This is a genomic window from Hypericibacter adhaerens, assembly GCF_008728835.1.
Taxonomy (GTDB): Bacteria; Pseudomonadota; Alphaproteobacteria; order Dongiales; family Dongiaceae; genus Hypericibacter; species Hypericibacter adhaerens.
The window spans coordinates 2,001,766-2,026,843 of record NZ_CP042582.1; the positions used below are offsets into that span (position 1 = coordinate 2,001,766).

Annotated in this window: 21 protein-coding genes; 9 read left to right on the forward strand and 12 right to left on the reverse strand. The window is 67.4% G+C overall.

What is annotated here, in order from left to right; all coding sequences use genetic code 11:
* Positions 1–4 precede the first annotated feature (4 nt).
* From FRZ61_RS08635 to FRZ61_RS08645, 3 genes are all read right to left on the reverse strand, one after another.
* Positions 5–1,387, reverse strand: a complete 1,383-nt coding sequence (locus FRZ61_RS08635; protein ID WP_225309182.1) for a pyridoxal-phosphate dependent enzyme — start codon at positions 1,385–1,387, stop codon at positions 5–7.
* Positions 1,388–1,511: 124 nt separating this feature from the next.
* Positions 1,512–2,747 (reverse strand): threonine ammonia-lyase, encoded by a 1,236-nt coding sequence (locus FRZ61_RS08640; protein WP_151116630.1) that lies wholly within the window; start codon positions 2,745–2,747, stop codon positions 1,512–1,514.
* Between the two features lie 10 nt (positions 2,748–2,757).
* Entirely contained in the window at positions 2,758–5,154 is a 2,397-nt protein-coding gene (locus tag FRZ61_RS08645; protein WP_191909361.1) for a penicillin acylase family protein, read from the reverse strand.
* 238 nt (positions 5,155–5,392) lie between these two features.
* Between FRZ61_RS08645 and FRZ61_RS08650 the strand changes: the two genes are divergently transcribed.
* Entirely contained in the window at positions 5,393–6,553 is a 1,161-nt protein-coding gene (locus FRZ61_RS08650) for a type III PLP-dependent enzyme (RefSeq protein WP_151116633.1), read from the forward strand.
* 14 nt (positions 6,554–6,567) lie between these two features.
* On the opposite strand, the gene FRZ61_RS08655 is transcribed toward FRZ61_RS08650, so the two are convergent.
* From FRZ61_RS08655 to FRZ61_RS08675, 5 genes are all read right to left on the reverse strand, one after another.
* Positions 6,568–7,671, reverse strand: coding sequence for a substrate-binding domain-containing protein (locus FRZ61_RS08655; RefSeq protein ID WP_151116635.1), 1,104 nt, complete (start codon positions 7,669–7,671; stop codon positions 6,568–6,570).
* The gene (locus FRZ61_RS08660) at positions 7,668–10,601 is read right to left on the reverse strand and encodes an HD domain-containing phosphohydrolase (RefSeq protein WP_151116637.1); all 2,934 of its coding nucleotides are present in this window, start codon (positions 10,599–10,601) and stop codon (positions 7,668–7,670) included. The genes FRZ61_RS08655 and FRZ61_RS08660 overlap by 4 nt, the downstream gene beginning before the upstream one ends.
* A gap of 259 nt (positions 10,602–10,860) precedes the next feature.
* A complete protein-coding gene (locus FRZ61_RS08665) occupies positions 10,861–11,235 on the reverse strand; it encodes a hypothetical protein (RefSeq protein ID WP_151116639.1) in 375 nt (124 codons plus the stop codon).
* An 85-nt stretch (positions 11,236–11,320) separates the two neighbouring features.
* Positions 11,321–12,208: a DMT family transporter gene (locus FRZ61_RS08670; protein WP_151116641.1), complete on the reverse strand. Its 888-nt coding sequence runs from the start codon at positions 12,206–12,208 to the stop codon at positions 11,321–11,323.
* Positions 12,209–12,216: 8 nt separating this feature from the next.
* Positions 12,217–13,173, reverse strand: coding sequence for a DMT family transporter (locus tag FRZ61_RS08675; RefSeq protein ID WP_151116643.1), 957 nt, complete (start codon positions 13,171–13,173; stop codon positions 12,217–12,219).
* 98 nt (positions 13,174–13,271) lie between these two features.
* On the opposite strand from FRZ61_RS08675, the gene FRZ61_RS08680 reads away from it, so the two are divergent.
* The 4 genes from FRZ61_RS08680 to betI all read left to right on the forward strand — a co-directional run bounded on the left by FRZ61_RS08680 (position 13,272) and on the right by betI (position 16,891).
* A complete protein-coding gene (locus FRZ61_RS08680) occupies positions 13,272–14,117 on the forward strand; it encodes an alpha/beta fold hydrolase (protein ID WP_151116645.1) in 846 nt (281 codons plus the stop codon).
* A gap of 10 nt (positions 14,118–14,127) precedes the next feature.
* A complete protein-coding gene (locus FRZ61_RS08685; RefSeq protein ID WP_225309183.1) occupies positions 14,128–15,114 on the forward strand; it encodes a YheT family hydrolase in 987 nt (328 codons plus the stop codon).
* Between the two features lie 150 nt (positions 15,115–15,264).
* Positions 15,265–16,155, forward strand: coding sequence for a fatty acid desaturase family protein (locus FRZ61_RS08690; RefSeq protein ID WP_151116647.1), 891 nt, complete (start codon positions 15,265–15,267; stop codon positions 16,153–16,155).
* 103 nt (positions 16,156–16,258) lie between these two features.
* Positions 16,259–16,891 carry a transcriptional regulator BetI gene (gene betI, locus FRZ61_RS08695; RefSeq protein ID WP_191909362.1) on the forward strand — a complete coding sequence of 211 codons (633 nt, stop codon included), beginning with the start codon at positions 16,259–16,261 and terminating at the stop codon, positions 16,889–16,891.
* A 79-nt stretch (positions 16,892–16,970) separates the two neighbouring features.
* On the opposite strand, the gene FRZ61_RS08700 is transcribed toward betI, so the two are convergent.
* Complete coding sequence (locus tag FRZ61_RS08700) at positions 16,971–17,957, reverse strand: alpha/beta hydrolase (protein ID WP_225309184.1); 987 nt, start codon at positions 17,955–17,957, stop codon at positions 16,971–16,973.
* 606 nt (positions 17,958–18,563) lie between these two features.
* Here FRZ61_RS08700 and FRZ61_RS08710 point away from each other — a divergent pair.
* Positions 18,564–20,066, forward strand: a complete 1,503-nt coding sequence (locus FRZ61_RS08710; protein ID WP_151116653.1) for a carotenoid oxygenase family protein — start codon at positions 18,564–18,566, stop codon at positions 20,064–20,066.
* A 60-nt stretch (positions 20,067–20,126) separates the two neighbouring features.
* Here FRZ61_RS08710 and FRZ61_RS08715 read toward each other — a convergent pair whose 3' ends face one another.
* From FRZ61_RS08715 to hemB, 3 genes are all read right to left on the reverse strand, one after another.
* Positions 20,127–20,609 (reverse strand): OsmC family protein, encoded by a 483-nt coding sequence (locus tag FRZ61_RS08715; protein WP_151116655.1) that lies wholly within the window; start codon positions 20,607–20,609, stop codon positions 20,127–20,129.
* 7 nt (positions 20,610–20,616) lie between these two features.
* Positions 20,617–21,039: an organic hydroperoxide resistance protein gene (locus FRZ61_RS08720; RefSeq protein WP_151116657.1), complete on the reverse strand. Its 423-nt coding sequence runs from the start codon at positions 21,037–21,039 to the stop codon at positions 20,617–20,619.
* Between the two features lie 145 nt (positions 21,040–21,184).
* Positions 21,185–22,153, reverse strand: coding sequence for a porphobilinogen synthase (gene hemB / locus FRZ61_RS08725; RefSeq protein WP_151120760.1), 969 nt, complete (start codon positions 22,151–22,153; stop codon positions 21,185–21,187).
* Between the two features lie 340 nt (positions 22,154–22,493).
* On the opposite strand from hemB, the gene FRZ61_RS08730 reads away from it, so the two are divergent.
* From FRZ61_RS08730 to FRZ61_RS08740, 3 genes are read left to right on the forward strand one after another with little or no spacing between them, the layout of a single operon-like run.
* Positions 22,494–23,504, forward strand: coding sequence for an ABC transporter ATP-binding protein (locus FRZ61_RS08730; RefSeq protein WP_151116659.1), 1,011 nt, complete (start codon positions 22,494–22,496; stop codon positions 23,502–23,504).
* Complete coding sequence (locus FRZ61_RS08735; protein ID WP_151116660.1) at positions 23,501–24,295, forward strand: ABC transporter permease; 795 nt, start codon at positions 23,501–23,503, stop codon at positions 24,293–24,295. Before FRZ61_RS08730 ends, FRZ61_RS08735 begins: the two co-directional genes overlap by 4 nt.
* A complete protein-coding gene (locus tag FRZ61_RS08740; RefSeq protein WP_151116662.1) occupies positions 24,292–25,077 on the forward strand; it encodes an ABC transporter permease in 786 nt (261 codons plus the stop codon). Before FRZ61_RS08735 ends, FRZ61_RS08740 begins: the two co-directional genes overlap by 4 nt.
* The last annotated feature ends 1 nt before the right edge of the window (position 25,078 follow it).

Genomic DNA, 25,078 nt, shown 5'->3' on the forward strand with positions numbered 1-25,078 from the left:
CGGGTTACGGCAGCTGGCGCCGCAGGTGGTTGATGAGGTCGATCCGGGTGATGAGCCCCAGGAACTCGCCGTCATGCGTGACGATGGCGACATGGTCGCGGGCGAAGATCGGCAGCAGCTCGTCGAGCCCGGCGCTGGCATCGACCGTGTCGAGCTTGGTCGTCATGGCGCTGCGGACGGGGTTGCGGAAATGGCTGTTGTCCTTGGCGACCGCGAGCAGCAGGTCGGACTCGTCGACGATGCCGACCACCTTGCCGTTCTCCAGCACCGGCAGTTGCGAGACGTCGTAGAGCTTCATGCGGCCATAGGCGGTGAGCAGCGTCTCGTCGGGCCCGATGGTGACGGTCGCGCGCTCGGCGTGCCGGCGCGAGATCAGGTCGCCCAGATCGCCTTTGCTCGGGCGGTCGAGCAGGCCCTGATCGGCCATCCAGAAATCGTTGAACATCTTCGAGAGATATTTGTTGCCGCTGTCGCAGACCAGCGTGACCACGCGCTGGGGCGAGGTCTGGGCGCGGCAATAGCGCAAGGCGCCGGCGAGCAGCGTGCCGGTCGAGGATCCGCCCAGCACGCCCTCCTGCCGCAGCAGCTCGCGCGCCGTGGTCATCGCCTCGCGATCGTCGACCGTATAGGCCTCGGAGACGAGCGAGAGGTCGCAGTTGGGCGGCACGAAATCCTCGCCGATGCCCTCGACCAGCCAGGAGCCCGCCTCGGTCATCTTGCCGGTCTTGACCAGCGGCGCCAGCACCGAGCCCTTCGGGTCCGAGAGCACCATCTTCACGTTGGGTGCCGTCTTGCGGAAGAAGCGGCCGAGGCCGGTGAGCGTTCCGCCCGAACCCACGCCGCAGACCACGGCGTCGAGCCTGCCCTCCATCTGCTCCCAGATCTCGGGGCCGGTGCCGGTCTCGTGCGCCACGGGGTTGGCGGGATTGGCGAACTGATTCACGTAGAAGGCGCCGGGCGTCTCGCGCGTGAGCCGCTCGGCCATGTCCTGGTAATAGTCCGGATGGCCCTTGCCGACATCCGAGCGCGTCATCCGCACCTCGGCGCCCAGCGCCCGTAGATGGAAAACTTTTTCTTGTGCCATCTTGTCGGGGATCACGAGCAGCAGGCGGTAGCCCTTCTGCGACGCGACCAGCGCCAGCCCGAGGCCGGTATTGCCGGCGGTCGCCTCGATCAGCGTGCCGCCCGGCTTGAGACGGCCGTCGCGCTCCGCGGCCTCGATCATCGAGAGGGCGATGCGGTCCTTGATCGAGCCGCCAGGATTCTGGTTCTCGAGCTTGAGGAACAGGCGGCAGGGGCCGGTGTCGAGACGGCGCACCTCGACCATCGGCGTGTTCCCGATCATCTCCAGGACGCTGCGGAAGCTGGGCATGGTTGCCACCTTCATCGGCATTGTCAGATCCCGCGCGGAGCCGCGGGGCGAAACCGGTTCAGGCTAAGGGTGGGCGATTGCCGATCCGAGCGCAAGGGCGGCCCGCAGGGCGCCGTTTGCGACAAATTCGGGTCCGACGTCAGTGCGGCGATTCGATCGAGCGGCTGCTGAGCAGACGGCAGGGGAAGCCCGCCGCTTCGAGCTTGGAGACGATGTCGCGCACATGCTGCGGGTTGCGCGTTTCGATCACGGCATCGACATCCGCGCGTTTGACCGGCAGGTCGTAGAACATGCGCTGATGGTGGATCTCGATGATGTTGCCGCCGCAATCGCCGATCGCGCGCGCCACCGCCGCCAGCACGCCCGGCTGATCGGTGATCTCGATCCGCAGCGTGATCACGCGCCCGTCGCGCACCAGGCCCCGCATCAGCACCTGCGACAGCAGCCGCGCGTCGATATTGCCGCCGCAGATGACGGTGCCGACCTTGCGCCCCTTGAACCGGGCACCATGGGCGAGGATCGCGGCAAGTCCCGCGGCGCCGGCCCCTTCGGCCACCAGCTTCTGCGATTCGACCAGGAGCTGGATCGCGCGCTCCACCGCATCCTCATCGACCAGGAGGATGTCCGACACCAGTTCCTTGATGATCGCCTTGGTCAGATGGCCCGGCGACTTGACGGCGATGCCCTCGGCGATGGTGGCGCCGCCCGCCAGCGGCTTGTTGGAGCCGCGCACGGCCTCGAACATGGAGGGGTAGAGGGCCGCCTCGACGCCGACGATCTCGATCGAGGGCCTGAGCGCCTTGAGCGCGGTGGCGATCCCGCCGATCAGGCCGCCGCCGCCGATCGGCACCACCACCATGTCGAGATCGGGGCAGTCTTCCGCCAACTCGAGGCCGATCGTGCCCTGGCCGGCGATGATGCGGGGATCGTCATAGGGATGGACGAAGATGAGCCCCTCGCGCTGCGCCAGCTCGCGCGCGAAGACGGCCGCCGAATCGATCCCGTCGCCTTCGAGCATCACGCGGGCGCCGAAGGCGGCGGTGCGCTCGACCTTGGTGAAGGGCGTGCCCTTCGGCATCACGATGGTGGCGGGAATGCCGAGGCGCTGCGCGTGATAGGCGACCCCTTGCGCATGGTTGCCGGCCGACATGGCGATGACGCCCGCCTTGGCCTCGGCCGGCGTCAGGCTCTTGAGCTTGTTATAGGCACCGCGGTCCTTGAAGGAGCCGGTGAATTGCTGGCTCTCGAGCTTCAGCACCAGCCGGGCGCAGCCGGTCGTCTCCGCCAGCCGCGGCGTCTCCACGGCCGGCGTGCGCACCACGTGGCCCGCGATGACGGAAGCCGCCTCGCGGATCTGATCGATCGTCACGCTCATGAGGATGATCCTAGGGTCCGGCCGGCTTCAGGATCAGCCTGCCGCCGGCATCGTCCCCGACGATAGAGAGGGTTCCGCCGTCGCGCCAGAGGGGCAGGAGATCGCCGTAATTGGGCGACAAGGGGTTGCCCGACTGGCCGCCGGCGATGACGAACCGCGCCGCATCGAGATCGGCCAGGTCATAGACGCCGCGGAAGCCCGCGCCATGGAGATGCGGAAAGGCCTCGGGCGCGCGGCGCATGTCGGGCGATCCGCGATCGAGCGTGTCGTCGGCCCCGCCCGTCACCATGGGCCGCCCGGTCAGGTCGGACAGCACGGGCACGTAGCGGAACAACATGTGGCCGAAGGGCGCGATATGGGTCCGGCCCCAGCGCCATTCGGCCGGCTTATCGCCGAACCGCTTGGCGAGCAGATCGATGGCCTCGGCGAAGCTCGACCGCACCACGCCTTCGCAGCCTTCGACGGCCGGCGTTACCGGATCGTCGCACCATTGCCGCCCGGCCGGATCGGGGCCGAACAGCAGGCGGTCGATCGTCGCCATGTTCCACCAGGCCCAGCTCGAATAGAGATCGCCCAGCTCGTCCTTGAAGAGCTTCTGGCTGAGGATCGCCATCCAGGCGGAGAAGATCGTCGGCTGGGCGAGGTCGGGTGCCATCCGGTAGTCCCAGCTCGAGAGCAGGTTGCGCGCGGCCAGGGTCGCGATCGACCGGTTCGCGCCCGGATCCTCGAGCATCGGCAGGAGCTTCGGCAACAGGGCGCGCGCCGCGGGCGACAGCATGTCCATCTGGATCGCCGTCATGTCGTCGGGCGTGTAGAGACGGCCCGGATCGGACAGAAGCTCGCGGATGCGGTTCACCCGATAAGGCGAATCGAACCGCGCCGCGAGGTGGGGGGCGTAGCCGGGCGGACGCACGTCGTTGTTCGCGGTCGCGAGCAGCCCGTCGACCGGGTCGACCGATTGCGGCAGCTCGTTGCGCGGCAGCAAGCCCGTCCAGTCGTTGTCGCCGGTCCAGCCTTCGACCGGGAGCTGGCTGAAGTGATCGAGCCGCTTGCGCACCGGCACGCGGCCCGCCGCCATGAAGCCGATATGGTCCTGGTCGGCATAGACGATGTTCTGCACCGGGCAGTCGAAGCGGTCGAGGGCGGCGCGGAAGGCCGCGGCGTCGCTGGCATGGTTCATCGCCCAGAAGGCCTCGGGCGTCTGCGCTCCGGGCGCGAGGCAGGCCCAGCCCAGCGCCACCATCTCGTCCGGCTCTGCGATCGCAGCCTTGGCCCGGCCGATATCCGAGATGATGGGCCCATGGCGCGTCTCGCGGACGGTGAGGATCTGGTCGGGCTCGCCGCGCACCTTGATGACCTCGTCGCGGGTGACGAAAGGCTTGGGCCCATCGGGCGTCAGGTAGAAACCCGGCGCGCCCGCCGCGGGCTTCTCGAGGAACAGATCCTGGTTGTCCGCCATGGTGGTGGTGAAGCCCCAGGCGACCTTGGCGTTATGACCCAGGATCAGGAAAGGCACGCTGGGCGCAGAGGCGCCCGCCACCTGCAGGGTCGGCGTCTCGATGCGGACCAGGTACCAGTAGCCGGGCAGGGACAGGTCGAGATGGGGGTCGTTGGCGAGGAGCGGCTCGCCGCTGGCGCTGTGCTTGCCGGCGAGGACCCAGTTGTTCGAAGCGCCGGGCATCGCCGGCAGTGGGGAAAGGTCGCCCATCGCCGCCTGCCAGGAGGCGGGCGTGCCGAGATCGGCGCTGCCGACAGGCGGGGGCTGTGTCGGCCAGAGCGATTCCAGCGCCGCCGGGGAGAGCTTGCGCGCGAGCGCTGCGCGCAGGGCCTCGTCCGTCCAGTTGCTGCTGAGCGGCAGCGTCATGGCCCAGCCCCAGAGCAGCGAATCCGACGGCTGCCAAGGCTCCGGCCGGTAGCGCAGGGCCAGGAACTCGGGCGGCCATGCGCCGCGCCGGGTGGCGAGAAAGGCGTTCACGCCGGCGGCATAGGCGCCGAGCGCGGCACGGACCGGCTCGGGCAAGGCCTCATAGTCGGCCTTCGCCCGCGCGTCGAAGCCCAGCACCCGCATCAGCCGGTCGGTGTCGAGCGCCCGCTCGCCCAGCACCTCGGACAGCCGTCCCGCCGCCAGGCGGCGGGTGAAATCCATTTGAAACAATCGGTCCTGGGCATGGACGAACCCCAGCGCGAAATAGGCGTCATGCTCGCTTTCGGCGCGGATCGTCGGTACGCCGTAGCGGTCGCGGCGAATCTCGACCGAGGCCTGCAGCCCCGGCAGGCTCACCTCGCCCGCGGTCTGTGGCAGGGAGGTCCTGAGCCAGAGAAAGCCGCCGGCGCCCGCCAGCAGCAGCAACAGCAACAAGGCGCCGACAATTCTCAGCGTCCAACGCCGCCATCGCCGCTTGCCCAAGCCAAGCCTCCCGACTGCCATATTCCCGCCGGCTTGATAGCCGAGCCTTCGGCCGGCTGGCAAATGCGGCGGGAGCGCGCAGCCCCTTATTTATCCCCTCCCCGAGCCTGGGGAGGGTCGGGGAGGGGGCTGCCCGGTGTCGTCGCGTCACGGCGCCGGGGTGGTGGCGATCACAGCTTTGGGCTAGAACCCGCCGGACGGCCTGGAGAGGCAGCGATCGGCCAGACAGGGAGCAGGCATGGAACGCCAGTTCGAGAATGTGCGCGCGATGGTGGCGGCGCTGACGCCCAGCTACCCCGTCTATTGTCTGCGCCCGCAAGTGCTCCGGCGCGCGGCCACGCGCTTCCTGGAGCTGTTCCCGGGCCGGGTGCTGTTCGCGGTCAAATGCAACCCGCACCCGGCCGTGCTGCGCATCCTCTATGAAGCGGGGATCCGGCATTTCGACACGGCCTCCCTGCCCGAGATCGCGCAGGTGCGCGAAAGCTATCCGGATGCCGGCGCCTATTTCATGCATCCGGTGAAGAGCCGCGCCGCGATCCAGGCCGCGACCCGGATCTATGGCGTCGATACCTTCACGGTCGATCATCCCGACGAGCTCAACAAGGTGCTGGACCAGGCGGGCGGCGGCGAGGGCGTCACCATCATGGTGCGCATCAAGACGCCGCCGGTCGAGGGCGTGCTCTATCACCTCGCCGGGAAGTTCGGCGCCGAGCCGCTCGACGCGGCGGGCATGCTCAAGGAAGCCCATGCGCGCGGCTGCCAGGTGGGGCTGGCCTTCCATGTGGGCTCGCAATGCCTGGTGCCGGAGGCCTACGGCAAGGCGCTCGCCATCTGCGGCGACGTGATCGAGCAGGCGGGCACGCCGCTCAACTATCTCGATGTCGGCGGCGGGTTCCCGGCCGAGTATGTCGGCACCAACATCCCGCCCCTCGAAGCCTATATGAGCGAGATCGAGAAGGGGGCCAAGGCGCTCAAGCTCAGGCGCGACTGCGTGCTGATGTGCGAGCCGGGGCGCGCGCTGGTGGCCGAGGCGATGTCCTCGGTGGTCCAGGTCCAGCTGCGCAAGGACGAGCGGCTCTATATCAACGACGGCGTCTACGGTTCCTTCAGCGAGATGGTGACGGCGGGGATCCGCCTGCCGGCCGAGATGGTGCGGCTGAATGGCGGTGCCGCGACGCGGGAGATGAAGTCCTTCACGCTGATGGGTCCGACCTGCGATTCGGTCGATGTTCTGCCGGGGACCTTCGAGCTGCCGGCCGACATCCATGAAGGCGACTGGATCGAGATCGACCGGCTCGGCGCCTACAGCTTCGCCAACACCACGCGCTTCAACGGGTTCTATCCCGACACGCTGGTCACCTGCCTGGACGAGCCGCTGGGACGGCGCCAGGCGGCCTAGCCGCCGGTGCCCGGCTACTTGCCCCAGATCCGGCGATAGGCCTGGCGATAGCCGTTGGGCGGATCGAAGAAGAAACCCTCGCCCACCGCGCCGGCAAGGTTGCCACTGGTGAAGAGGCGCGGGCGCGGAACGTAGCCGCTCGGCCGTTCGTTGTGGAAGGCGCGGTTGAGTTCGTCGATCAACTGCCAGCCCTGGAGATTGAGCGGCTCCGCGACGGTGGCGGTCTGGCCCAGCCCCGTGCCGACCCGCAGGAATGCCGAGGTCGAGCCGTCGCCGGCCGAGATGTTGACGAGGTCGGCCCGCGCGTCGGGCAAGGCCGCCATGGCGTCGAAATAGAGGTCGTTGATGCCGAGATTGACGGTCCAGCGATCGCCGAACTGTCGGTCCAGGTTCTCCAGGCGGGCCGGCATGTCCTCGGCGGTACGGTCGAGGCGGACATCCTCGATCGACAGCAGCTGGCAGCCGGGGCAGTTCTTCACGATCGTGGCCATGTCGTCGGTCTTGGCCTGGGCCACAGAGAAGCGGGAATCCGTGAAAATCACGAACCCGCCAGCCCCGCCGCTCTTGACCACGGCATAGGAGGCCGCCGCCAGCGCCACTTCGCGCGCGCTGCTGGCCACGTTGGTGAAAAGCTGGGTGCCGGGCACGATGCCGGGCTCGTAGGCGGCATGCCAGCCGATCACGGTCATGCCGGCGGCGGCGACGTTGTCGATCCAGGGCGCGTAGGGCGTCGCGTCGAAGCCGGCAAAAATGACGCCGTCGAAATGCGCCGCGGCGATGTCAAGCAGCGCCTTCTTGCGGTCTTCGTCGTTGCTCGCCGTGTCGAAGACCTGAAGCTTCCACCCGATCGCTTCCGCCGCTTCCTCGACGCCGTTGAGGGCGCCCTTGACGCCGCCATTCTTCAGATCGGAGGCGACGAAGGCGATCGTCTTGCCGGTCGCGGCCTCGGGACCGGTCGTCGGGCCGTTCCAGACCGTGAGATCCTCCAGCGCCAGGTTGGCCCGCTGCTGGGCGATCGACAGGGAGTCGGCGGAGGGTGCCGCCAGTGCCGGCATTGCGGCGGCGAGCAGGAACGTTCCCGCGAGCAGCACCCGCGCGGCGACCCGGCGCGGGTTCATGCGCTGGCCCTCCGCCGCAGCGGCTCGATGTCGACCGCATCGATCTGCGCCGGCGACAAATATTGCTCCGAATAGCGGCGATAGACGCCCGAGGCGAGGAACAGATCGAAGAGATCGGGATCGATATGGTTGGTATCGCGCATCTTCGCCATGATGGCGAGCGATTCCGACAGCGTCTTGGCCTTCTTGTAGGGGCGGTCGCCCGCGGTCAGCGCCTCGAAGATGTCGGCGATGGCCATCATGCGCGCCGGTACGCTCATCTCGTCGCGCTTGAGCCGCTTGGGATAGCCGGTACCATCCATCTTCTCGTGATGGCCGCCGGCGATCTCGGGCGCATTGCGCAGATGGCGCGGCAGCGGCAGCCGCGTCAGCATCCGGATCGTCTCGATCATGTGCTCGTTGATCTTGTAGCGCTCCTCCTCGGTGAGCGTACCGCGCTGGATCGTCAGGTTGTAGATCTCGCCGCGGTTATAGAGATATTCCGGCACCTTGACCTTGAAGCCCCAGGGATTGTCGGCGGCGATCTTCTCGCGGTCGGGCCGCAGGATGATGTGCTCGGGCTTGTCGGCGAGCAGCGGCTCGCTGACGGGAAGCGGGGCCGCCTGCTGGCGCGACTTGCGTTCGGCCTCGTCGTAAGAGACGCCGATCCGGTCGTCGAGGGTGCGGGTCCAGCGCCGCTCGGCGATCTTCCTCACGCGCTCGATATCGGGCGGCGCCATGAATTCGCCGCCGACATTGCTCCTGGCAAGGAAGGCGAATTCCTCGTCCAGGGTCGCCCAGAGCTTGTCCAGCTCGGCGAGGGCGGCCGTCCGGTCGGCGCCCTCGGCGATCGATTTCCAGCAGGCCACCTCGGCTTCGCGCTTGATCACCTCGAAGCGCATCCGGACCTCGTGCAGCCGGTCATAGATCGTCTCGAGCTTGGTCGCCTTGTCGATGACGTATTCGGGCGAGGTCACCTTGCCGCAATCGTGGAGCCAGGCGGCGATATGCAGCTCTTCCCACTGCTCCTCGGTCAGGGAGAAGTCCTTGAAGGCGCCGTCCTCGCTGTCCTGGGCCGCTTCGGCCAGGAGCTCGGTCAGCACCGGCACGCGCTGGCAATGGCCGCCGGTATAGGCGCTCTTGGAGTCGATGGCGCCGGCGGTCAGCTCGATCAGGCTCTGCAGCAGGTCCTTCTGCTCCTGGATCAGGCGCTGCGTCTCGATCGCCACGGCGGCGGTGCCAGAGATCGCCTCGACCAGCGCCAGCCGGTCCGCCATGGTGCGTTCGCTCAAGCTCTCTTCCTCGGGCGAGACCAGGAGCACCCCGATCACCTGGCCCTGCCGGTCGCGCAAGGCCACGGCCATGGAGATCAGCGGCTTGTCGGCATTGAGATGGGGATGCCAGCGGCGCAGATCCTCGACGCTCAACCTCTTGGCGCATTTGCCCTCGTTGAAGGCGATGACGAGGGGATGATCCTTGTCCTGCGCGAGATCGAAGAGGGTCGGCACGATCTGCCGGTCCTGTCCGTCCCAATAGGCGAAGCGGGGTTCCAGCTTGCCATCGTCATTCACCAGATAGATGAGGCCGCCGCGCGCGTTGGTGATGGCGGTGGTCTCGGACAGGATCCGGCTCAGCAGCCGGTCGAACTTCCGCTCGCCGCCCAGGACCGAGCCGATCGACAGCAGGCGATGGATGGTGCTCTTCATCCGGTCCATCGACCGGGCCAGCTTGTCGATCTCGTCGATGAAGGAGCGGACCGTGATCGGCTCGTCGAACTTGAGCGCCTGGACCGCCCGCGTCTCGCGGATCAGCGCCTTGAGCGGGCCGGACGCCAGCCGAGACAGGATGTAGGTGATCGGGATGGCGAACAGCAGCATGGCGACGGAAAGCCAGAGGCTGATATTGCGGATGCGGGTGGCGGTCGCGAGCAGCTCGCGCTGGGGTGCCGCGATCGCGATGTAGTAGGAGCTCTTGTCGGACGCCCAGCCCGTGACGATGCCCTGCCAGATTCCGTCGGGCGTGTTGTAGGCGCGCGTGCGATTGAGCTCGGTGGAGGCGTGCGCCGAAATTGCGCTCAGCAGCGGATGGCTGAGGTCCTCGATCTTGGGCAGTCGCGGCGTTCCCAGATCGTCGACCTGGAGCTTGTAATCGGAATCCGTGTCCGCCAGGACCTCGCCCTTCTCGTTGAAGATGAAGATCTGCGCCGACGGCGTCGGGCGCTGCGTGTCCAGGAAGCTCGACAGGGCGCCCAGCGTCACGTCGACGCCGACCACGGCGGTCCCGTTGATGGAGGCTTGCGCCACCGTCGCGCCGACTTCGCGGGTGGTATAGAAAAGGTAAGGTGCCGTCGAGATCACGCGCTGCTGGCCCTGCGCGGCCTGGTACCAGGGACGCGTGCGCGGGTCGAAGATATAATTCGGCACCGGCTGGCTGGAGAGCTGGGTCAGGTCGTCCGAATAGAGCACGAAGCGCGGATCGCGCAGGCCTTCCGTGTCGCGCGCCATGCTCTGCACCAGATAGGCGGCCTCCGGCGGCGCGCCCAGCGCACGGCCGAGGAAGGAATGGGGATCGAAGCGCCGCAGCAGGAAGAAGTCGCCGTTCTGGTAGCCGACATAGACGGCCGACACTTCCTGATGGTTCTGCAGCACCGCCGCCATCAGCGGCAGCCGCACCAGCCGCTTGTCGAGCGTGTTGGCATCGATGAGCGAGCTGCGCGACAGCAGCTCGGCGGCGCTTCGCGCCGGCTGATAGATCGCCGCGATCGATTGTTTGACTTCCTGGCCGATCCGATTGAAGAGGGTTTCGGCCGAGGAGAGCATCATGCCGCGGCTGAGATAATGCTGGGTCGCGATGGAGATCGCCGCGAAGGCGACCAGCAGGGCCAGGAACAGGGTCGCGATATAGATGTGCAGACGGAACGTGCGTTTGCGGAAACCCGGCCGGTCGGCCATTCCTGATCACCCCGATCTTGTTTCGAATCTGGTCGTGCAGGCCCCTGGTCTCTTGCTTTGACGCCGCGAAAGTCTATGGAGGCGTTTCCGTGGAGGCAATGGCCCAGGCTCGCGGGCCATGCTGCCGACGGCTGTCATTGCGAGCAATTCGCGGCGAATTCGATCCGTTGGCCGTCCGGCCAACCTCGCGGACGCGGCTATCCTCTCGCCGGAACGGGAGCGGCGATCGGGGCGGCCGGAGAGGGGGAAAGCGGTCGGGCTAGCGCTGAGGGCCGTAGCCGTATTCGCCGCCGACGCCGAGCACCAGGTTGGCGCCGGCCTGGTAGAGCCGGTCGCGGAAGCCCGGCTGGTCCGAGATGGCCACGACTCCGCCGCCGATCCCGGTGTTCGCCAGGACCCGGCCATGGGCCGCCTCGACGACCGCTGCGGCGTCCTCGGGACCGCCGCCCAGCACGAAGACGCTGACCGGCACCGGCGTGACGTCGGACGGGCTCGGCGCGGCGATGGCACCGATGGCCAGCAGGCTGCCGAAGAGGGCGAAGACGAGGATGGCGACCAGGCGGGCGCCGGACGCATCCTTGGCGCGGGGCTGGGTGGGAGCGGCGGAAGCGCCGCTGGCGATGATGGCGGTCATGGCGGAAGTGAAGGCTATCGGCGAGATTTTAATTCGCCGTTAATTCGACCGGCTTTCTCGCTCGAATTTTTGCGTTCGCGCTCGTTCAGGGCAGCGGCGGCACCAGGCGGGCCCGTCGCCAGTCGACCAGCGTGTAGAGCAGCAGCGCGATCAGCACGACCGCGCCGCCGATCAGCGCCCGCTCGCCCGGCTCCTCGCCCACGGCGAACCAGACCCAGAGGGGCGCCAGGGCGGATTCCACCAGCCCCAGCAGCGCCACCTCGACCGTCGGCACCAGCCGGGCGCCGGCCGTGAACAGGACCAGGCTGAGCCCGAACTCGCCGCAGCCGAAGAGCGCCAGATAGCCGGCGTCGGCCAGGGAAACCGAGAAGGGATGCGCCCAGGGCAGGACGAGGAGGGCGCCCGTCGCCCCGGCCACCACCATGGCCGGCAGCAGGTCGATATCGCCGAACCGGCGGATGGTGACGATCACCACGGCGAACATGCCGGCGACCGTGAGCGCCATCAGGTCGCCGAACCCGCTGCCGCCGCCGAACTGGCCCCAGACCATGTAGGCCACGCCGCCGAAGGTGGCGACCAATGCCAGGACGGTGTGGCCGGCGATCCGCTCCCGCAGCACCAGCCAGCCCGCGAATGCCGCCAGCAGCGGGTTGATGGCGATGATGATGAGGGCCTTGGCGATGGTGGTGTGGGTGAAGGCGAGGATGAAGCAGACCGTCTCGATCCCCATCCAGATCCCGAGGAACCAGCCGACCGGGCTCAAGGCCCGGAACCGGGCGAGGAGGCCGCGGCCCTGGACGGCGACCGCCGCCAGCAGGAACAGGCCGCCGATGGACGACCGCCAGAAGGTCAGGGTCCAGGAATCGGTCTCGACCAGCCGGGTGAGGATCCCCGCCATGCTCCACAGGAGGGCGGCGCCGAAGATCATGGTGCGGCCGCGGGCAAGGCCCGGGTTGTGCGCGGGGCCGGTCATGGCCGGGGTCAGACGGCCGGCGGAGCGAGGCGCCGGCCGGCATGCATGTCGTAGAGGCCGTGCAGGATCAGCGAGCCGATCAGCATGACGCCGCCGATGACGGCGTAGAGGCCGGGGTTCTCCGCGAAGACGAGCCAGACCCAGATGGGCCCGAGCGCGGGTTCGAGCAGCGCCGCCAGCCCCGCCAGGGCCGCCGGGATATGGCGTGCGCCCGAGGTGTAGAGGGCCATGCCGAGGCCGAGCTGGCCGAAGCCGAAGAAGAACAGGTAGGGCAGGTCGTGGCTCGAGATCGCGACCGTGGGCGCCTGGGTGTAGGCGATGGTGCCGGCGAAGATCGTGGCGTAGCAGGCGGCGGGGATCATCCGTACCTTGCGGTTCGAGCGCAGGATCACGGTGGCGCCGGCGAAGGCGAAGCCGATGACGATGCCCAGGAGGTCGCCGATCGGGTTGCCGCCTTGGGCGAAGGCCTCGATCTCCATGATGCCGATGCCGACGAGGGCGCCTGCCATGGCGACCCAGGTCCGCAGGCGCACCGCCTCATGCAGGATCAGCCAGCTGGCGATGGCGGCGATGAAGGGCGAGATGCCCTGGAGGAAGAGCAGCTTCGCCACCGTGGTGTAATCGAGCGCCACGACGAAGCAGACCGAGGCGGTGCAGAAGCAGAGCCCCATGCCGATGCTGGCCCAGGGCGCGTCGCGCAAGACGCCGACGATGCGGCCGCGCTCGCGGATGACCAGCAGCCCGAACAGAAACAGGAAGGCGAAGAAGGAGCGCCAGAAGATGATCGTCCAGGCGTCCGCGGTGACGCTGCGCACCACCACGCCGCCGCTGCTCCAGATGATGGCCGCGAGCGAGCAGGACAGCAGCCCGCGCAGATGCTGTGCCCGTTCTGCGGCATGGGCCGCAGCCAGGCTGGAGCCGCTTGGGTGCGTGGCCGCACTCGGGCTATGGTGGGTCGAGGCCATGGGGCTGGAACGAAGGCACTGGAACAAAAGGACGCGGTTGGGTCAGGCCGCGTACATGAAGATATTGTCATCGGTAACATGAGGCCATCGGACTGTCCATGCAGTCAAAGCGCGTTCTGTGCCTGAACCCCTACGGTTTCCACGGCATGCATTATACGGAATGGGGAGACCGTTCCGCCGATCGGGTCGCCGTCTGCGTCCATGGGCTGACACGCAACGCCCGGGATTTCGATCCGCTGGCGGCGGCCTTGAGCGGGCGCCGGCGGGTGGCCTGCCCCGACATCGTCGGCCGCGGCGAAAGCGAGTGGCTCCCCGTCGCCGCCGCCTACAGCTATCCGCAATACTGTGCCGACATGACCGTGCTGCTGGGCCGGCTCGAAACCGCCTCGGTCGACTGGATCGGCACCTCGATGGGCGGGCTGATCGGCCTGATGATGGCGGCCCATCCCAACACGCCGGTGCGCCGGCTGGTGCTGAACGATGTCGGGCCCTTCATCGCCAAGGCGGCGCTGCAGCGGATCGCCACCTATGTCGGGCAGCGGCCGCGCTTCGCTTCGTTGGCGGCGCTCGAGGCCTATCTGCGGCAGGTCTATGCCCCCTTCGGCAAGCTCACCGACGAGGATTGGCGCCAGATGGCCGAGCACAGCCAGCGCCCGGCGCCCGATGGCGGCTTCCTGCTGCATCACGATCCGAAGATCGCCGAGAACGCGCAGGCCGGCGCCAACCAGGATGTCGATCTCTGGGCGCTGTGGGACAAGGTGACATGTCCCGTGCTGCTGATCCGCGGTGCCCAGTCCGACCTGCTCTCCAAGGAGACGGCCGTGGAGATGACGCAGCGCGGCCCGCGCGCGCGGCTTATCGAGATCGAGGAGGCGGGCCATGCGCCGGCCCTGCGGTCGGCCGACCAGATCGCCCTGATCCGGGACTTCCTGGAGGCTGCATGAGAGGGGCGGCGTGATCGATCCCCGCTTTCCGCGGTTCGTCGCGCGGCCGCCCTGGATCGGCGGCGATCTGCAGACGGTCCGGAACTATCTGCGCCGGGTCGAGGTGCCGCTGGACGACTATCCCGAGGAGCGGATCGAGTTTCCGCTGGCCGATGGCGACCGGCTGGTCGCCGCGCTGCATCGCCCGGCCACGGACAACGGCCGGCCGCTCGCGATCCTGATCCACGGGCTCTCGGGCTCGCAGGACAGCATCTACTTGCGCCGGTCGGCGCGCCATCTGCTGCAGGCCGGGTTTCCCGTGCTGCGCTTCAACCTGCGCGGTGCCGGGCCCTCGGGACCGTTCTGCCGCCTCAGCTACCATGCCGGGCGATCGGAGGACCTGCATGCGGCGCTGATGCAGCTCGACGGCCGTCTCGCGGGGCGGGGCCTGCTCGCGGTGGGCTACTCGATGGGCGGCAACCTGCTGCTCAAATATCTGGGCGAGCAGGGACGGCGCGCGCTCTTCCTCGGCGCCGTCAGCGTCTCGGCGCCGGTCCTGCCGAAGGAGGCGCAGCTGCGTATCATGCGGCGGCGCAACGCCGCCTATCACCGCCATCTGCTGGAGGCGGTGAAGCAGGATTTCGGCCGCCCGACCTCGGCGATCCCGGAGAGCTTGCGGGCGCTCATGCCGGCGATCCGCACCATCTACGAGTTCGACGATCGCGTGGTGGCGCCCGTCAACGGCTTCGCCGACGCGGAGGACTACTATGCGCGCACCGCCTCCTTTCCGCTGCTCGACAAGATCAAGGTGCCCACGCTCGTGATCCATGCGCGCAACGATCCCTGGATCCCGGCGGCGCCCTACCTGCAGTTCGACTGGAAGCGCAACCCGAAGCTCCTGCCGTTGCTGCCGCGCGGCGGCGGCCATGTCGGATTCCATGCGCTGGGCCACGCCGCGCCCTGGCACGACCGCTGCACGGTCAGCTTCTTCGAGGGGCTGCTGCGGAGAGGGCGCTAGGCGCCCGGGCGCGCGGTTTTCAGTTCGGCGCACACGTTATTTCCTCAACCGGACACTTGACCGAGGCACGGTCTGTCGCCATATTTGGATGATCATCAAGGATACTTGATGATTAAAAAATATCCTGTAACTATCTCATAGAGTTCGGATATGGCGGCAGATGTGGAGGCCGGATCGACGGTTCGGCTCGAAGCGGAAATCGCCCGGCGGCACACGCCGGAGTTCGCCTGGCCGACGCTTGTGCTCGGCGCTGGCCTTTTCCTCGTCTTCCTGACCGCAACCGCGCTGGCTCTCGCGGGCGCGCTGCCGATCGGGCTCGCCGCCGCGATCAACACGGCCTTCATCTACGCGCTCTACACGGTGGTGCATGAGGCGGTTCATTCGAGCATCAGCGCCCGCCGGAAGGACCGGCGCTGGGTGGATATGCCGGTGGGGATCGTCGCCTGCGTCCCGCTCTGGCTCTTCTTTCATCACCATCGGAAATCCCATCGCGTGCATCATGCGCGCACCAACAAGGACGACGATCCGGACATCTATGCGCGCGGGAGCTTTCTGGGCTGGTGTTTCTGGCGCCTGCCGCGGACGCTGCTCGCCTACTTCAATCCGTTTCAGCTATGGCGCGAATGCGGGCGCTTCGGTCTGACGGCCCGGGAGCGGCGCATCACCATGGCGAGCTTCGCCGCTTACGCCGCCCTCGTGATCGGCCTCGTCGCCGCAGGCTACGGCTACGAGCTCGTCATGCTCTGGTTCGTTCCCTGGTGGATCGGCCAGTCGGTCATGTTGACGCTCTTCACCTGGACGCCCCATCACGACCATGGCGAGACGGGACGCTATCGCAATACCCGGGTCTCGATCTGGCCGGGCGGGAACGCATTGTTGCTGGGTCAGGGCTATCACCTGATCCATCACTTGATCCCGAGCGTTCCCTGGTACCGCTATGAGAGCACCTTCCGCGACATGCGGCCGCTGCTGGAGCGCCAGGGCGCGCGCATCGAAGGCTTCTGGCCGCGGGCGAACCCGGCTTCCGCGCCGCAGGGCTAGTCTCTGAGGGCGCGCGGCCCTTCTGGCCGGGAATCGGTTCTCGGGCGTATAAGGCGGCGACCGCTCGAGCCGGCGGGCAGCGTTCCTTCTGGGGAAGATCGCATTGAAAACGAGCATCGAGAAGATTCGCCGGCAGGATCTGGTCCGCGCGGCCTACCGCACTTTTCTCGAGCATGGCTTGAACGGCATGACGATGGCCCGGATCGGCGAGCGCGCCGGCATGTCCCACGGCATCGTCAATTACTACTTCAAGAGCAAGGACGAGCTTCTCGACGCGGTCGTGCGCCATGCCAATTGCCTGATCATGCAGGACGTGGCCGCGCGCCTGCGCCGCTCGCAGACGCCGCGCGAGCGGCTGTCGGCGATCATCGAAGGCAATTTCCGCGCCGAGCTGTTCGATCGGGAGACGGCGAACGCCTGGACCTCGTTCTATGCGGCCGTGCCGGCGCGGCACGAGTTCGAGCGGCTGCAGAGCGCTGTCTATCGCCGGCTTCGCAGCAATCTTCTCTACGATCTGACGCGGCTCGTGGACCGTCCCCGGGCCGAGGAGATCGCCCTGGGGGTCAGCGTCTGGATCGACGGGCTTTGGCTGCGGCGCGCCATGGATCGCGAGGGGCTGAGCGCGGAGCAGGCGATCCAGGCGGTGAATCGCTATATCGACCAATGCCTGGCTGCGGGCGCCCCCGACGCGCGCAAAGCCTCCACGAAGAAGAAGCAGAAAACCCCAGGGCGGTGAGGCCCGTGCCGACATCGGCAACGAGAAGCCCAGGACACCCATCCTGGTGTCCTGGGCCGGTCACGTCGGGCGAAGGCGCTCAGGGCTTGAGGTGCTGGCGGAAGCCCTCATTGGCCTGTTCGATCGCTTCCTCGGTCGAGGGGACGTGGCGAAGCGCATTCAGCAGCACGAAATCATGGATCGTGCCGTTGTAACGCACGGCCGCCACCTCGACGCCGGCCTCCTTGAGCTTGCGGGCATAGGCTTCGCCCTCGTCGCGCAGCGGATCGTTCTCCGCCGTGATCACGAGGGCCGGCGGCAGGCCCTTCAGCTGCTCGAGGCTGGCTTGCAGCGGTGCCGCATAGGGATTGCGGCGCGTGGCGGCATCGGGCGCGTAGATGTTCCAGCCGTACTGCATGAAGGCGCGGGCCAGGAAGCGGCCGGTGCCGAAATCGCGGTAGGAGTCCGTGTCGAAATCGGTATCCGTCGCGGGAATGAACAGAACCTGATAGCGGATCGCCGGCCCGCCGCGGTCCTTGGCCATCAGGGTGAGGGCGGCCGACATGTCGCCGCCCACCGAGTTGCCGGCGACCGCCATGCGGCTGCCGTCGACGCCGATCTCGGCGCCATGCGCGGCAACCCATTTGGCGGCGGCGTAGCTCTCCTCCAGCTGGGTCGGGAAGACCGCGTCGGGGATGGGCGTGTATTCGACGAACACGACGGCGGCCTCCGAGCCGACCGCGAGGTCGCGGACGAGCCGCTTGTGGTTCTCGAAATTGCCGGCGAGCCAGACGCCGCCATGAATGAACAGGATGACCGGCGGGGTTCCTTTCACGCCGTCGGGCTTGACGATATAGAGCTTCACGCTGCGGCCGTCCTGGAGGATGGTCTTCTCCGCGACGGAAATGCCGGAGATGTCGACAGGCGTCTTCGCCTGAAGGCCGGTCAGCGTCGCGCGGACCTGGGGGCCGGGCAGCTCCCAGAACGGGCTGCTGTCCTTGTTGAGCTCGGTGAGGAAGGACCGAACCTGCGGATCGAGATGCGGATCGGTCGAGACGTCGGTGGCGGCTTTGGCGGATGAAGACATGAGGCTTGCTCCTAGGATCAAAGCGGTGAGTTTCGTGAAACGGTTCATCGAATTCGCTCGGGGTTGGAGGGATGGCTGAGGCACAGGCGGGCCTCGACGCGAATGTGATCGGCTTCACCGAGCGCGTCTTTACTGCTTCTGCTGTTCTTTTGATCCCGGCCGCGCTTTATCGGGGCCCGATATCCGGACGGAACCGCTATCGGCGCAGCCCTCGACACTCGCCTGGCGTCACACCGGCCGCGCGCCAGAAGGTCCGGCTGCCGGCAGCCCGTCAGAGGAAGACCCGGTCCTCTTTCATGTCGAAATGGCGGCAGAACGCTGGGCGGGAAACGCCAGATTTTTCAACGACGTCACCGCTCGTCGATCAATCGAAACCCCGATCCAGGAAAAGATTCATCGCGCGCCGGGACCGGCTCCGCCTGATGTCGGGGTGTCGCGCTTCCCTCGCTCCAACCAAGAAAAATTTTCGGTAATGGCACCGGGTACCATTTTTCTATTGGCGCGACGGCGGGATATGTTGGAGTACGCTCGCCGCGGCATGCCCATGACGCCACGGGTCTCCGGGCGCGCGGCGGCCGGAATGACAGTCATCCCTGGAGAACATGAATGGCGACCACGATCACACGGCGACAGTTCGGCGTGCTGGCAGCCGGCGGGGCCGCCGTGGCAAGCCTCGGCCTCGATGCCTCCCAATCGGCGGCTCTGGAGACGGCGGCAATCACCTGGGTCTCGAGCGATCCTCATCTGAGCGGCAACTTCGCTCCGGTCGGGCCCGAGCTGGATGTTCCCGACTTGCCCGTCACTGCAGGCCAGATCCCTTCGGATCTCAGGGGCGCCTATATGCGCAACGGCCCCAATCCGCTCTACAAGCCGATTGCGTTCGCCTATCCGATGGACGGCGACGGCATGATCCACGCGGTCTATTTCGACAATGGCCGCGCCCATTATCGCAATCGCTTCGTGCAGACCGCCGGCCTGACGGCCGAGCGCCGGGTCGGGCACGCGATCTATGGCAGCTTCACGCACCCCGTGCCGATCGATCCCAAGCTTCTCCAGCCGGGCGATCCTCCCGGCCCCTTCAAGAACGGCGCCTTCATCAGCATCCTTCAACATGGCGGCAAGCTGCTCGCGCTCGACGAGGCGACGACCGCCTACGAAATGACGATGGATCTCGATACCCTCGGCGAATGGAAAGCGGGCACCGATCAACCGATCAGGCTCGGCGCGCATAATCGCCGCCATCCGCAGACCGGCGCGCTGTTCACGCTCGCCTACTCGCCGCTGCGGCCGGTCGTCGATTTCCATCAGATCGATGCGACCGGCAATGTCGCCAGGAGCTTCTCCATAGCGCTTGCCGCGCCGACGATGATCCACGATTTCGTTCTGACCGAGCAGCATATCGTCCTGTTCGCCTGCCCCGCGGTGTTCGACGCCGAGGCCGCCCGGCAGGGGCAGCCGTTCCTGCAATGGCGCCCGGATCTGGGCACGCGCATCGGCCTTATCGCGCTCGACGGCAGTGCGACCCAATGGGTCGACGCCGATCCGTTCTTCGTCTTCCATTTCGCCAACGCGTTCGAGCGTTCGGGTCAGATCGTCGTCGATTATGTCCGGCACGATGCCCTGGTGCTCGGCTACTCCGCCCAAGTCCATAAGCCGCCGACATTGCACCGGATGACGATCGACATTGCCGCCGGCAAGACCAGCGACGTCGAGGTCGCTCCCCTGGTCACCGAGTTTCCGCGCGTGAACGACGCGCTCAACGCGCTGCCGACGCGTTTCGTCTATCTCCCGACGCTGACCGACACGCTGCTCCAGGCCAATCCGCCTTCGGCCACCTTCAACACCATGATGAGGATCGACAGCGAGACGGGGGACGTGGTGCGCCACGATTTCGGCAACAAGATCGCCGGCGAGGCGACGTTCATTCCTCGCGGAACGGCAGGGGAGGACGACGGTATTCTCGCGGTCTTCGCTTTCGATCCGGTCACCGAGGCCAGCGACCTGGTGCTGCTCGATGCCGCGCATGTCGATTCCGACCCGGTTGCCGTGATCCGACTGCCGCAGCGCGTGCCGCAAGGTCTGCACGGCAATTGGACGCAGATGGCCTGAGGCCGGGTCAGGCGTTGAGTTGGAGAACAGGCGACGCCCGGTTGGGGCGCGGCCGCGCCGCTAAGGCGTCACGATGCGCGGCTCGACCGTCACCGGAAAGCTCACCGAGTTGGCGATGAAGCAGATCTGATGCGCCTGGGCGTGCAGCCTCGTCGCTTTTTCGACGTCGCCGCCGCCGGCAAGCGTCACGGTCGGGCGCAGCGTGGCTTCGGTCACGCGCACGCGGCCGTCCTTCATGTCGACGATGCAGGAGGCGTCGTCCTCATAGGCGGCGACCGGAAGGCCGGCCCGCACCGCCAGCGCCAGGTAGCTCTGGAGATGGCAGGTCGAGAGCGCCGCCAGCAGCAGGTCCTCGGGATTGTGCTTTCCGTCATCGCCGCCATAGGCCGAGGAGGTCGAGCCTGCGACGGCGGGCTTTCCCGCGATCCGGATTTCCAGATCGCGGGAATAGTCCTTGCCGGCGGCGAGCGCACCCTTCGCCGCGCCGGTCCAGACCGCGCGCAGCGCGTATTCGTGGCGATGGCGCGAGGGTGTGGCGCTCACCACGGGATTACGCGACCGTCAGGCGCACCGGGATGTTGTTGCGCGTGGCGTGCGAGTAGGGGCAGACCACATGGGCCTTGGCGACCAGGTCCTCGGCCGTCTTGCGGTCCATGCCGGGAATGGTGATGGTCAGGTCGACCTCGATGCCGAAGCCGGTGCCGTCGTCGCGCGGACCTATCCCGACCTTGGTCGCGACCGTGGCGTCGGGCGACACCTTGATCTTCGCCTGGCCGGCGACATAGCGCAGCGCGCCGAGGAAGCAGGCCGAATAGCCGCAGGCGAAGAGCTGCTCGGGATTGGTGCCCTCGCCGCCGGGGCCGCCCAGCTCCTTCGGGATCGAGAGCTTGAATTCCAGTTTCCCGTCGTCGGTCTTGGCGACACCGTCGCGGCCGCCGGTGGCATGGGCTTGGGTCCGATAGAGGATGGCCATCGCGTTTCTCCGGATGCTGGAAGGAAAGGGGGGACGTCGGCCCAAGAGTGGGCCAGGCCCGCCCGCGGGTCCAGTCCGGTTCTGCGACGATTGAATGACCTTGCGGTCTTGGCGGCGGCGAAAGACCCTGCCGTCCGTGGTGCTATCAGCCCTTCTTGAGGCGCTCCGCGACCTCGATGGCCGTGTAGGTCAGGACGGCGTCGGCGCCGGCGCGCTTGAAGCCCATCAGGCTTTCCACCAGCACCCGGTCGCGGTCGAGCCAGCCGCGCTCGATCGCCGCCATCAGCATCGCGTATTCGCCGCTCACCTGATAGACGAAGGTCGGCAGCGAGAAGGCCTGCTTCACCCGCCAGACCAAGTCGAGATAGGGCATGCCCGGCTTCACCATCAGCATGTCGGCGCCCTCGGCGACATCGAGCGCGCATTCGCGCAAGGCTTCGTCGCCGTTGGCGGGGTCCATCTGATAGGTGCGCTTGTCCCCGGCACCGAGATTGGCCTTGGAGCCGACCGCGTCGCGGAACGGGCCATAGAAGGCCGAGGCGTATTTCGCGGCATAGGAAAGAATGGCGACCTTGTCATGGCCGCGGGCATCGAGCGCCTGGCGGATGCGGCCGACGCGGCCGTCCATCATGTCCGAGGGCGCCACCACATCGACGCCGGCCTCGGCCTGCGCCAGCGCCTGGCGCACCAGCACATCGAGCGTGACGTCGTTGAGGATCTCGCCATCCTCGATCAGCCCGTCATGGCCGTGGCTGGTATAGGGATCGAGCGCCACGTCGCAGATCACGCCGACATCGGGCACCTGCGCCTTGAGCGCGCGGATGGCGCGGTTGACGAGATTGTCCGGGTTCCAGGCTTCCTCGGCGGCGGCCGATTTCAGCGCCGGCGGCACGACCGGGAAGAGCGCCACCGCCGGAACGCCGAGCTCGCCCGCATGGCCGACTGCGTCGATGAGTGCCGGAATGGAAAGCCGGTCGACGCCGGGCATGGAGGGCACCGGCTCGCGCACCTTGTCGCCTTCCATGACGAAGACCGGCCAGATCAGGTCGGAGGCGTCGAGCTTGTTCTCGGCCACCAGCGCTCGCAGCCAGTCGGTGCGCCGGTTGCGGCGCATCCGCACCTGAGGGAACTGCCCCGGCTCGAAGCTCTTCGGCGCCGGCAGCGCCTCGGGCGGGTTGGACGAAGGCAGGGGGCGCAGGGCGGCTTTGCGCGGGGCGGCACGATCGGTCATGACAACCTGGAGCGTGGAAGGGACCTGGGACCGGATTCTAGGCGCCGTGGGCGGGAGGGTCCAGCCCGATCGGGCACCGGGGGCTGAGGCTTGAGGTCGCGCTGGGAAGGCCGCCGGGAACCGCCGAAACCGCCGATTGCCGTCTCCGCCCGAATCACGCTTTGATGACCCGATCTCCGCTTCGATCTGCCTTCGTGCGACGCCGCTTTCCCGCGAGACGCCGGTGATCTCTGTCCGCCATCTGACGAAGCACTACCGCGTGCATGAGAAGGATCCGGGCCTTCTCGGCAGCCTGCGTTCGCTGCTGCATCGCAGGCATCACGACGTGGTCGCGGTGAGCGATGTGTCGTTCGATCTGGCGGACGGCGAGATGGTGGGCTTCCTCGGCCCCAACGGCGCCGGCAAGACCACGACGCTGAAGATGCTCTCAGGCCTGCTCTACCCGACCTCGGGGGAGGTGACGGTCAACGGCTTCGTGCCGCAGCGGCGCGAACGGGCGTTCCTTTCCACCGTCACGCTGGTGATGGGGCAGAAGCAGCAGTTGCAGTGGGACTTGTCGCCCGCGGACTCGCTGCTGGTGAGCAAGGCGATCTACGGGATATCCGATGCCGATTATCGTCAGCGCCTGGGCGAGCTGACGGAGCTGCTCGAGATCGGTAAGGTCCTGCGCAAGCCCGTCCGCAAGCTGTCGCTGGGCGAGCGGATGAAATGCGAGATCGCGGCGGCCCTCCTGCATCGCCCGAGCGTGCTGTTCCTCGATGAGCCGACGATCGGCCTTGATGTCAGCATGCAGCAGAACGTCCGCCGGTTCTTCGCCGACTACAACCGGCGGCATGGGGCGACGGTGCTCCTGACCTCGCACTATATGAGCGACGTGACGGCCCTGGCCAAGCGCGTGCTGGTCATCGACGGCGGCGAGCTGATCTTCGACGGCGATCTGCAAGGGCTCGTCGAACGCGCCGCACCCTGGAAGCTGCTCAAGCTTCAATGCAGCGAGCCGCTGGATCGCGGCCGCATCGAGCGCTTCGGGACGGTGGAGCTTTGTGACGGGCTGCGCGCTTCCCTCCGGGTGCCGCGCAAGGCCGTGACGGAGACAGCCTCGGCGATCCTCGCCCATCTGCCGGTCGAGGACATCGCGATCGAGGATATTCCGATCGAGGAGGTGATCGCCGAGGTCTTCCGTGCGGAGCGCCGGGTGAAGGTGCAGGCGGCGGAGGGCGCGACACCGCGATGATCCGGCTCCTGAAGGCGTTCTGGGCCTGCTTCGCCGGCGCCTACGCGATCAGCACGCAGTATCGTGCCGAATTCCTGCTCTACATGCTGTCGGGCGTCACGCCCCTCATCATGATGTTCGTCTGGATCTCGATCGCCAGGACGGGCGCCGTCGACGGCCATGGCGGCGCCTGGTTCGCAGCCTATTTCCTGGTGGCATATGGCGTCCGTCAGTTCAATCCGATCTGGCTGACCCGCGAGCTGGATAGCGAGGTGCGGTTGGGCCGGCTCTCGGTGCAGCTCATGCGCCCGCTCAATCCCTATTGGCGCCTGCTGGCCTGGCATGTCTCCGACATGGCGATCCGCGGGCCGATCGTGTTCCTGTTCATTCCGCTGGCCCTGTGGATCTCCGGCGGCTATGCCGAGCTCTCCTTCGAAAACGCCCCTTTCTTCGTCCTCGCTGCCGTGGCCGGGATGCTGCTGCATTTCCATATGGAGTATCTGCTCGGGCTGAGCGCGTTCTGGACCGATCAGTCGCTGGCCTTCGAAGGGTTCTATCTCACGCTGTTCTCCCTGCTGGGCGGCCTCGTGGTGCCGATCAATCTCTTCCCCGAGGCCGTGCGCGATCTGATCCTGCTGACGCCGTTCCCCTATATCTTCGGCTTTCCCGCCGGCATCGCGCTGGGCGTCCCGGACAGCGCGGCGCTGCTCCGGGGCTTCCTGATCCAGGGGGGCTGGCTCCTGGTGCTGGGCTCCCTCGGCCAGATTCTGTGGCGCCGGGGCTTAAGGCGGTACGGGGCGGCCGGCGCATGAGGCGGCATCTCGCCATCCTGCGGGTCTGCGTCGCCAGCTCCCTCCAGACGGAGATGGAGTATCGCACCAGCTTCGTCGTCAATTTCGTCAACAGCCTGCTCAGTCTCGGGGCCAGCCTCCTCATTCTCTATGCGCTGTTCGCGCAGGGCCGGCCCCTGGCCGGCTGGTCCTTCACCGAGGTGCTGGTGGTGCTGGGCACCTTCACCATCGCCGACAGCATGGTGGACATGCTGCTGCGCCCGAGCCTGGGCAAGGTCTCGGAATATGTGCGGCAGGGGAGCCTGGATTACCTGCTGCTGAAGCCGGTCAACCTCCAGTATCTCGTCTCGGTGCGGAACTGGACCTTCTGGGGCCTGCCCAACCTGCTGCTCGGGATCGGCCTCGTGCTCTATGGCATGAGCGCGAACGGCGCGCTCGGCGTCGCCAACCTGGCGCTGTTCGCCGTCATGGCCATGGCCGGCATCGCGGTCATCTATGCGCTCTGGGCGACCCTCGCCGTGCTCGCCTTCTGGTTCGTGCAGGCGAGCCAGGCCCAGTTCCTGCTCTATGCGGCACTCGATGCAGGCCGCTTTCCCGTGGGCGTCTATCCCGTCTGGCTCAGGCTGATCTTCACCTTCGTCGCGCCGATCGCCTTCGTGACGACGGTGCCGGCGGCAGCGGCCGTGGGGCGGCTGGATTGGGGCCTGGCCCTGGGCGGCCTGGTCGCGGCCCCGGTCGCGCTCGCCGTGTCGGTCCTCGTCTGGCGGCTGGCGATCCGCAGCTATACCAGCGCCAGCAGCTGAG